The organism is Mycobacterium sp. TH-M25, assembly GCF_057473665.1.
Window position 1 is genome coordinate 1 of sequence record NZ_JBYCLA010000064.1, and the last position, 9970, is coordinate 9970.

Annotated in this window: 6 protein-coding genes; 3 read left to right on the top strand and 3 right to left on the bottom strand. The window is 61.0% G+C overall.

Translation table 11 applies throughout. The annotated features are described in order from the left end of the window. Positions 1–86: 86 nt before the first annotated feature. On the top strand, positions 87–1700 hold the full coding sequence (locus AC2VOU_RS02400; protein WP_486955918.1) for a hypothetical protein: 1614 nt from the start codon (positions 87–89) through the stop codon (positions 1698–1700). Between the two features lie 134 nt (positions 1701–1834). Here AC2VOU_RS02400 and AC2VOU_RS02405 read toward each other — a convergent pair whose 3' ends face one another. Both AC2VOU_RS02405 and AC2VOU_RS02410 read right to left on the bottom strand, forming a co-directional pair. After that, entirely contained in the window at positions 1835–2578 is a 744-nt protein-coding gene (locus tag AC2VOU_RS02405) for an SDR family NAD(P)-dependent oxidoreductase (protein ID WP_486955919.1), read from the bottom strand. A gap of 925 nt (positions 2579–3503) precedes the next feature. Beyond that, entirely contained in the window at positions 3504–4400 is an 897-nt protein-coding gene (locus AC2VOU_RS02410; protein ID WP_486955920.1) for a PaaX family transcriptional regulator, read from the bottom strand. An 819-nt stretch (positions 4401–5219) separates the two neighbouring features. Here AC2VOU_RS02410 and AC2VOU_RS02415 point away from each other — a divergent pair. Together AC2VOU_RS02415 and AC2VOU_RS02420 are read left to right on the top strand one after the other, a co-directional pair. Next, positions 5220–6716, top strand: coding sequence for an AMP-binding protein (locus AC2VOU_RS02415; protein WP_486955921.1), 1497 nt, complete (start codon positions 5220–5222; stop codon positions 6714–6716). After that, complete coding sequence (locus AC2VOU_RS02420) at positions 6713–7843, top strand: thiolase family protein (protein ID WP_486955922.1); 1131 nt, start codon at positions 6713–6715, stop codon at positions 7841–7843. Before AC2VOU_RS02415 ends, AC2VOU_RS02420 begins: the two co-directional genes overlap by 4 nt. A 1820-nt stretch (positions 7844–9663) precedes the next feature. On the opposite strand, the gene AC2VOU_RS02425 is transcribed toward AC2VOU_RS02420, so the two are convergent. Further along, positions 9664–9831: a hypothetical protein gene (locus tag AC2VOU_RS02425; protein ID WP_486955923.1), complete on the bottom strand. Its 168-nt coding sequence runs from the start codon at positions 9829–9831 to the stop codon at positions 9664–9666. Positions 9832–9970 lie beyond the last annotated feature (139 nt).

The window sequence follows — 9970 nt, forward strand, 5'->3', positions numbered from 1 at the left end:
CGCGAACTCCGCGAAACGACTCACTATATTACCGAAAATTCTTTAGTTGGCCGACTGGCCGTCCCATCTCCGTCCGGAGCCCACTGATGACCGTAGCGCGATCCGTCGATGATGTCTTGTCCGAGCATGTGGTGTTCGAGATCGAATGCATCGACCGCTTGTTCTGCAACGTCTATGTGCCGGGGTTGCAGTACGCGGCGGGCCTGGTGGGCTATGTGCACCAACAGTTGGGCCTGCCGATCGCCTCGACCGCGCCGTTGGCCCGTATCACCGAGGCCTTCGACAAGGCGGTGCACCGCTTCGCCCGCGACCATGGGCTGCCCTGGGTGAACTTCGCCAAGGGGCAACGCAAAGACGACATCGCCCACGAACACCTGGCGCGGTTCAACGGCAGCGAAGGGGTCCTGTTCGTCGGGCGGGCGCAGGAGAAGACCAAGCTGTTTCGCACCGAGAAACGCCGCGACGCCCACGGCGATTCCTACCCCTGGATCGTGCCAGCGACCGGGCTGGTCAACCACTTCTACTTCTACTGCGTCGATGAGGATTTCGGCCCATTCTTCATCAAGTTCTGCTCCTACTTCCCCTACAACGCCAAGCTGTGTATCAACGGCAACCATTGGGCTCAGCGCCAAGCCGCCAAGGCGGGCATCGGATTCACCGCGCTAGACAACGGGTTCGCCGCCGTCGATGATCCTGCCGCGCTGCAGGCGATCTGCGATCAGCTCGGCGAAGACCAGATCGACGCGCTGCTGCGCAAGTGGCTGGCTATCTTGCCGCATCCATTCACCGCAGCGGATCGAGCCGCGGGCTACCGCTACGAGCTGTCGATTTTGCAGGCCGAGTTCTCCTTGACCCAGATGCTGGACAAACCCGTGGCGGGCCGGATGTTTTTCGAGCAGGTCATCCGCGACAACCTCGACATCGGCCGCCCCGATCAGATCGCCCTGATCTTTGACCGACGCATCTACCGCCGCGGCCCCCGCGCGACACCGGGACCGTTTCGTACCCGGGTGATCACCGAGGGTGTCACCCCCAGCCTGCACGTCGACTACAAGCACACCCGCATCAAGCAATACCACAAGCAAGGGAGAGCGCTACGCACCGAAACCACGATCAACGACACCACCGACTTTTCGATCGGCAAACGGCTGACTAATCTGCCCGCGCTGCGGGAGATCGGCTTTTCCGCCAACCGACGTCTGCTGCACGTCCAACGACTCGGCCACGACCCGATCACCGGTGCTGATGCGCTCGACACCATCACCCGCACGCTCACCACCGCCACCGGCGCCCGTATTCCCGGACTCCGGCTGGCCCAGCGCCGCAGCCACGCACTGCTTGAGGCGCTACTAACGTTTGGCTGCCAACCCAACGGGTTCACCAACAGCGATCTGCGTGCGCTCACCACCGAGCTGCGCGGGCTGCCACCCGGTGCGGTCACCGCCGGGCAGACCACCTATGACCTGCGTCGACTCAAATCCCGCGGCCTGATCACCCGCATCCCGCACAGCCACCGCTACACCGTGACCGACCCCGGCCTGCACACTGCCCACTTCTTGACCTGCGTGCATGACCGACTCCTGCCCACCGGCCTGGCGCACCTCGCCGACCACACCGGCACGCCAGAACTGCGGGAAGCTTCTCGTGCCTACAACCGCGCCCTCGAAACCCTCAGCCGCACAACACTACTCGCGGCATAAAACCAACCGCCTGACCCAACACGTCAAACTTGACTCAAAATTCCGGCTGTGCCGGATCTAGCCAAGCTAGGCTAGCATTGCGCGGCATTGAGTTGGAGAATTGGACTTTACGCGGGTACACGGATGTCCAACGCTCAACGCAGATATATGCCCCCATTGACATCCCAGCATGCCCCGGTAACGAAATACGCGTCGTCAGAAGTCAAAAGTGCAACCATTTTGGCGACGAAGGACGGGCTACCTAGACGGCCCACGGGGATTGAAGCGACGACCATGTCGAATTTGTCGACAGGAACGGTGGCTTTGACCACCGGGAGATCGTGCGGTCCGGGTGCGATCGCGTTGACTGTGACGCCTTTGGCAGCGAATTCGCGGGCGAAAATCTTGGTGACCGTCAGGATCGCACCTTTGGAGGCGGCGTAATGACCGCCTGTGGCGGTGCCACCGTTCTGTCCTGCCAATGACGCCATGTTCACGATTCGGCCGAAGCCTTGGTTAGCCATCGCTGATCCAATAACTTGGCAACCGAAGAACACGCTGTCGACATTGGTCGTGAGCACCCGGTTAAACTCCTCGCTTCCCAGTGTCATGACGTCGGCTGCCTGTGTGACGGCAGCGTTGTTGATCAGAATCGTCGGTGTGCCCCAGAATTGTTGACACTCCTGTAATGCCGTTGCGAAATCCTCGCGGCGTGTGACGTCAAGGTAAATTGCCTTCGCGGTGCTTCCGTCCGGACAAATGTCAGCAGCCATGGCTTCTGCACGGACGACATCGATGTCGGCTAGCAACACATTGCAACCATTGCTGTGCAATCCGCGTGCGATATGCGCGCCCATCCCACCAGCTCCACCGGTAACCAACGCGATACCCGTTGTCATAGAAGCCTCGAAACGTATACTGTGCCCCCGTTGTTAATCAAACAGCCCGGCCTTCCATGGCGGCGCTACTCTCGGAAAGAGTGTTCTCACCGGCATACAGCCGCTGACCGCTGCAATCTTTGGCGTTGAGCAAAGTTGTCTGGAATGACCTTAACCGGATACCTGCGTTAGCTACCAACCGTAACTGGCTTTCAGCACTTGTCGAGCCAGTTATTTCCACGCGGCGCACAGTCAGCATTGGATGGATTTTGCGCGTAGCGGCGGGTTGTCTAGGAGGTAAGCGATCTGTCGGCATTTCTGGTCCATTTCGTTAATGACTTGGTCGGGGGCGCGGCGGTGAGCCATTCCCCGGCAACGGTCGACCTGCACCGCAGCAAGGCGGCGGGTGAGCGTCTTGCCGTTGCGGGTGTGCTGGTGGTGTGGCCGTATTTGGTTTGGGGCTCGGCGTGACAGTGGCAGGCCGCGAATGCCGCAGACGCTGTAGCGTTCGATCGGCCCAGGGCGATGAAGCCAACGGTGCGTTTCCCCGCTTGAAATGCGCGGTAGCGGGGACGGAGCTGGTCGATCCCGTTGTCGGTCATCGTGTTTCGTCCAATTGGATCGGTTGGGTGTGGTCCACGCCATTCCTGACAATATATATCATTGGTGTGGAGCGCTAGCCGGGTTTCGTGCCATCCCAAGGGGCGCGCCCGTCGGGTGTCGTTGGTGGCTTTGGGCCAGACGGTGGCGGTCAACGGCTGCCTAAGGAGGTTTACCTGGACCCTGGAGGCCTTCACGAGGCGATCAACGCACTCATCGGTACGGTCGAAGTGGCCGAAAAAGCACGGACGACGCCAACAGGCAGCGGTATCCCCAACGACTGTAGCGGTCGTGGTTGCGCCCAGTTAGGCGGAACGACTGAGACTCACCCCCAAGGCGCTGGTCATCACGTGCCGCCAGGACCCGCGCGCCGACTCGGCTTTGAGGCGGACGCCGGCAGGCGCTTGCCATGGATCAGCGCTAGGGCGTGTTTTTGCGCCAGCGGACTGAGCACCGCGTGCAATTCATCGAACAACTCGCGCGCGGCCTCGCCACCCCACGCTGGCGGCAGCAGCGACAACGGCAATCCCGGGTCGCGGTAGGGAAGCCTTCGCCATTGGGTCAGCATCGGCACATACATCTGAAACGCTTCCAGCGGCGTAATGTCTTCGACCGACGACCGATACAGATCCGAGCGGTACCGCTGCAAAAAGTCGGCGTACAGATCCGTCAGCTCGTCCAGATTCCACCAGGTACGCACCCTCGTGCGCAGATCCCCGAATGCGCAGTGGCGGCCGCAGAACATGTCGACGTACTCAGCCAATCCTCGGTAGTCCAGGGTGTGGAGCGTCTCCTCGGTTAGGTTGCCCGGCGCTACCCAGACACCGGGTGCCGCGGTGCCGAAACCAAGACGGGTGAGGTGCTTGCGCAGTGCATGCCGTTTCTCTCGCTCCGACTCGGGCACCGAAAACGCCACCACGACCCATCCGTCGTCCATGGTGGCCCGGCTGCGCTCGAAGATGCGAACATCGCCCTCGGCGAGCATTTCGAACGTCTGGGCGGCCAGCGCGTACCCGGCTGTGCCAGCACGGCGCTCACTGAGCAGCACTCCGCGCCGCTTCAGCCGGGAGATCGCCGCGCGAGTGGCCTGGCTCTCGCCGCCGAGGTCGGCCATCAATGCCACGACAGAAGCGACTGACAGCCAGTTGCCCTCGGCCCGCGCGTAGAGGCCGAAGATCGTGATGATCAACTGGGCGACTCGCGCATCTCGCCCTACGCCGGTTGGTCGACGCTCTGCCGTCATGGAAGCACTATATGTCACAGTGGACGGCTTCTGGATACGAGAATTGCACGAGCGGGGTTCCGCTTGACTGCGAACGGCGCAGCTCGCGGCGATCGATCGACGTTGGCTCGATGGCTGCTGGCCGGGTTGGGCGCAGCGTCAAACCCGGCCCAGATGTCAGTTTGCGGCGAGATCCACGTCCGCCAGGCGTGGAGCCGGTGCGGCTCCGTCCTCGTCTGTAAGCACTGCTGACCGCAGGGCGGCCAACCGCGTGGCTGAATCGTATGTCTCGACCATCGCCTGCGCGGCCGCCATCAGCTGTTTGCCGCCACCTGCCTGTCATGGGCGCAGGCCGTCCCAGTTGGCGTTGGTGCGGCATATGAGGCTCCCCTGACGTTTTCGCGGGTCGCGATGCGGCACGTTTCATGGGGTTTCGATGGGGGTCTCTGGGCCGCGCTGCTTACGGGCGCACCCCTCACAAGTCAAGGGCAGGGCGTTGCCCGGGAAGGTTACCGGGATGCTTGAATGTCATATAGCATTTACTTGACGACAGTCGAAATTCCAATACATAGTGGTAGCCTGCCGTAAAGTGAGGTGGGCGACGGTGCGGTTCCCCGAAAATCCGTGAAGGTGTGAGAGAGGTCCGATGGTGCAAGATTTGGCATTTTCCGCACGCGAGCACCGGTGCATCCAGCATGCCGACGGCACGATGACAATGACTGGGGCGCTGCGATGAGGTCAGCGTGTGGTCTCGCGGGCTCTCGCCATGGTGTACATGCCCCCGGCGCTCATCCGCTGCGGCACACGCCGCCAGCCCGACGTACCATCAACGCGCTTCTTATGCACACCGCGCAAACCCGTCCCGGCGGGGTTCTTTTCGAATCGACCGAGACCAGTTTAACCGCCAGTGAACTCCTGCACCGTGTGCGCGGCATCGCAGCATTTTTGAAGTCGTACGACGTGTCACCAGGCGATCGAGTCGCGCTGATGACCGACAACCGGCTTGAGACAGTGGAGCTGCTCCTTGCCTGCAGCTGGATCGGGGCGATTTTCGTGCCATTCAATCCAGCACTGCGCGGGCAAGCACTCGAACACCAGCTGACACTTGCTGAGCCCGCCCTGCTTGTGGTCGACGACGCCGCCCATAGCGTCCTCGAATCCGATCATTCATACGCCTTGAAGAGGTTGGACAGCACTCGGGTGATCGGTTGGGCCGACATCGCTCTGCCCGGCACAATCCCCAAAGCCCTCGACAAACCAGCCGATGCTGTCGGGCCTTCCAGTGTGGCGGCGCTATTGTGGACCTCTGGCACCACCGGGCCGTCAAAGGCTGTGATGATCCCTCAAGGGCAGCTATTTTGGTGGCCGATCGTGGCGGCTGAGGAGATGGCGCTTGGACCGGCCGACATCTTGTACACTTGCTTGCCGTTGTTTCACAGCAATGCCTTGACCACCTTCCTTCAGGCCATGGTATGCGGAGGCCGGGCTATACTAGGCCCGAAGTTCTCGGTATCGCGTTATTGGCAACGACTAAGTGAGGCCGGTGCTACTGTCACCTACCTTTTGGGTGCCATGGGTGCGATGCTCTGGAACCGTCGCCCGGAGACCCTGCCCAATCTGCGGCTTCAGCGAGTACTCGGCGGCGGTATGAGCGCGCAGATCAAGCCCCTGTTCGAAGACTATTTTGGTGTCGAGGTCATAGAAGGTTTCGGCATGACCGAACTCGGTGTCCCGATCTACACCCCAGTCGGCGACTCCACCGTCTCCGGTATGGGAATCCTTCACCCCGACTTCGAGGTGATTGTGGTCAACGAACTCGATGAGCCTATGCCCGACGGTGTCGTGGGCGAGCTGCTGGTGCGGCCACGCCAACAGCACATGATTAGCAGCGGCTACTGGCGCGACGACCGGGCTACCGTCGAATCTCGACGTAACCTATGGTTCCACACCGGCGATCTTGTTTCTAGAGGCCGCAATCAATGCTTCACGTTCGTCGGTCGAAGAACCGACTCGATACGCCGGCGTGGTGAGAATATCTCGTGTTACGAGGTAGAATGCGCACTTGAGTCATTGCCCCGCGTCGCCGCCTGTGCCGCCTACGCTGTTCCTAGCGAGCTCGGTGATGACGAGGTTATGTGCGCGGTGATCCCTGCGGGATTGCCCGATCCGCAGGCGCTGATTGCCGAAGCCACCCCGCTACTGGCGTCATATTCCCTGCCACGGTATGTCCGCTTCGTCGATGAGCTGCCCTTGACTTCAAACGGCAAAGTACGCAAAACAGTATTAAAAGAGCAAGGGGTAACCATCGATACCTGGGATCGAGACCGTGGGCGATGAGCAGCGTTGGCATCGTCGCCACCTATCAAACCAACTACACCCGACACCCCCGCGCAGATTTGACCACCGCAGAGTTACTAGCCGAGGCGGTCAGGGGTGCAGTAGGCAATGCCGATCTAGACCTAGTCGAGGTCGATGGACTCGGTGTCAGCACATTTTCGCTGGGCCCCGATCACGTTATCGATCTGGCATGGAAGATGGGTATTTCAGCGCATTGGCTTATGCAGGATTCGCTCGGCGGCGCCAGCGGCGTGAATATGCTTCAGCACGCGGTGCGCGCGATCGAGGCTGGCGACGCTCGTGTCATCGTTTTAGTGGCTGGCGATAATCTGCGTGCATCAGGCGCTTTCCGAACAGTGATCGACAACTATAACGCCGCCACGCTCGACCATCTTGCTCCGCTGGAATTCGGTGGCCCCAACGCGCTGTTTGCGATGTTGACGCAGCGGCATATGGCAGCCACTGGCCTCACTGAGCGGGACTACGCTCAAATTCCGCTGGCGCAGCGGCGATGGGCTAGTCTTAATCCTCGAGCGGTGTACCGGTGCCCGCTCACCCTGCGCCAGTACCTAGCCGCACCCACGGTTGCGTCGCCGCTACGAAAGTTCGACTGCGTTCCCGTGGTTGCTGGTGCTGATGCCGTGGTCGTCGCGACTGGGCACAATCGCACCGTACGACTGCGAGCGGTGAAGGCGCTTCATAATCCGGACCAGCAGTTAGGCCCGGGGACCTTCACGGGGCATCGCGCCTTGCGTGATGCTCTGTGGAATGATGCGGGGTTAGGTCCGCGCGACGTCGATGTGGTCGGAGTTTACGATGATTACCCCGTTATAGTCATTGAGCAGCTCAGCGACCTTGGGTTCATTCCCGACGACGACCTCGTCAGCTTTCTCAACGCTCGTTTGGCCCACGGGATGGCGGTTAACACCTCGGGTGGGCAATTATCGGCCGGGCAGGCCGGAGCTGCTGGCGGATTGCACTTCATTGTGGAGGCGACCGATCAGCTATTGGGCCGAGTGGGCGCACGTCAAGTCCGAAACGCGCGAATTGCGTTGGTAACCGGTTATGGGATGGTGCTGTATCGCCATGGTGCTTGCGCAAATGCCGCAGTCCTCGAGGTGATCTGAGCTGAATGAAGGTACAGCGATGTCTGGTGTGCAAATCTCGCTGGTTCCCGTCAATGCTGATCTGCCCACGCTGTCATAACGTCGAGTTCGGTTCCGACATCGTGACGCATGTGATGGCCCAGGAAGTTACCACCGTGGCGGGTACCGGTCACACGATCGCTACCGTTACCGCCAGTGCCGATTTGGTGTTTATCGCGCGCGTTCCTCCGGGCACTATATCGGGCATGCGACTGCCTCTGGTCGATAAACCCGACAGGTATGGAGCCTATGTGCCGCCAGACGTAAACGCTGGCCAAATGTAAACTGTTGGGGAGTTTGAGCAGCTATTCAACTGGAGACGAGTTAACGTTAACATCCAGCAACGCAGGTCCGGCGGCTCCTGGACGAACTCGACGCCCTCCGCCAAGTCTTCACCACCGGCGCCTGGCTACCCGCGGGCTTGTCCCCAGCGTCAGTAAATCCCGGAAACGTCAGTAAATCCACTATCGAGGTAAACAAACCAACGACAAGGGGCCGCCAACAAGTAAGCATTTCGTTGGCCGCTGGGGCCCTGGAACCGGAGCAACGTCCTTGGTAGACGTACCCGTCCCTCGTGAAGTCGTGTTATCGACATGAACGTTTGGGTTGTTTGTGTCGTCGGGCGTGGCCATCGCTGGTGTTGCTATCGCGATAAATACGCCTGCTACGAGACACGTGATTACTGCAATGCCGTTACGAATGAATGACACATTCATCAAAGAAACGCCTCCTAACAACTCGACTTAATCGTGTGTAATATCATCGTAACACCGGCGCGAAACCGTATACAAAATTGTTGTCGAAGTCATATTGAGGCTGCAGTCACAGTTCATCCGTCAATGTGAGTATTATCACCGCAGGTTGGCACGTGTTATGTCTTACTTGCCTAAAAATTCACCCTGGTCCGAGTCAGCCTTGACGCGGACGGGGTAGCTATTCAGCTGGGGACGAGTCGAGGAATGTTCACCTCCTTTGGTGCTGGGAATCGACGTGGGCGAGGCCGGTGTCGTCTTTGCCGCAGCGGATGAGCCCCTCTACTCGGGCGTGAACTCGGCGGCGGGCTTCGAGGCGTTGCGGCTCTCCACCGGGCTCGAGGTGGCGATGACCTGTAGCGGTCGCCGGCCAGCTACTCACACAGCGACGGTGCCAGTGTTCGATCTCCTTCGCGGCGGACCAGGGCCCGCATGCCGGCTGGCTAGCCAGCTAGTCGGTCACCGCCGGCGCTTGCGCGCGGCAGCCCGGGGGTGTGCGATAAATTTGTCGGTAGCTGAAATTGGTCTTGAAGTGGTTCGGCCGGCTGGCTGGTCAGCCGGTGGCGGCAGTCGGGGGCTGGTTGTGTGGTTGTGACCAGATTTAGTGCCAGCGGTCGCCGGCCTTTTGACAGCGCAGGGTGAGGATGTCCGTGGCGCCGGGGATGCGAGTGCCGCCGCTCGGTCACCAGTGTTTCGATGTCGCCGGCGTCGAGTTCGATCAGGCGGGCGGCCAATCAGTGCGGGTGCTGATCACCGAGTACGCCAACGAGACCGGCAGCCAGGGCGTGCGGGTGTTCGCGGGCGTGGTGGTGGTACACGATCGGGATGGTTTCGGATGCGATCACGGTGGCCAGGTTGCAGATCCAGGGCGCTGTATACGCCCCGGCGCAGGCGATCACCCACCGGTTGGCCCGGCCGAGTTTGGCCGGTCCTTGCGCCGCGCCGTCGTGGGCCCAAAATGCGTGGTGGACGTTTTGCCTCAGCGTCGAAACAAGGTGTCATTGAACGCGACGGTAATCGCCGCATCGGAGTCAAGTAACCGGTCGATGATCAGCCGTGCGATGGCCAGCCCGAGCCGACCGGTGTCCCAAAGGCGGGGAAGAATCGGCAGGTCGAGTGAAACGACACCAATGCGGCCATCCCGACCCCGGCGAGCATGGATAGCACCGTGCGGCGTGTGGTGCGCCCCACCAACCCGATCGCCAGCAGCGTGATCATCCGCCGATGCTTCGTCATGATCTCGGCCCGATCACGACGACACGTGGATATCACGCTCGGTGGGGGCCTCCGTTCCGCTGTTGGGTGAGCCACTGTTTCGTTGATTGGTGGGCCGCTGGGCCGGTGCGGGTGCGCCGCG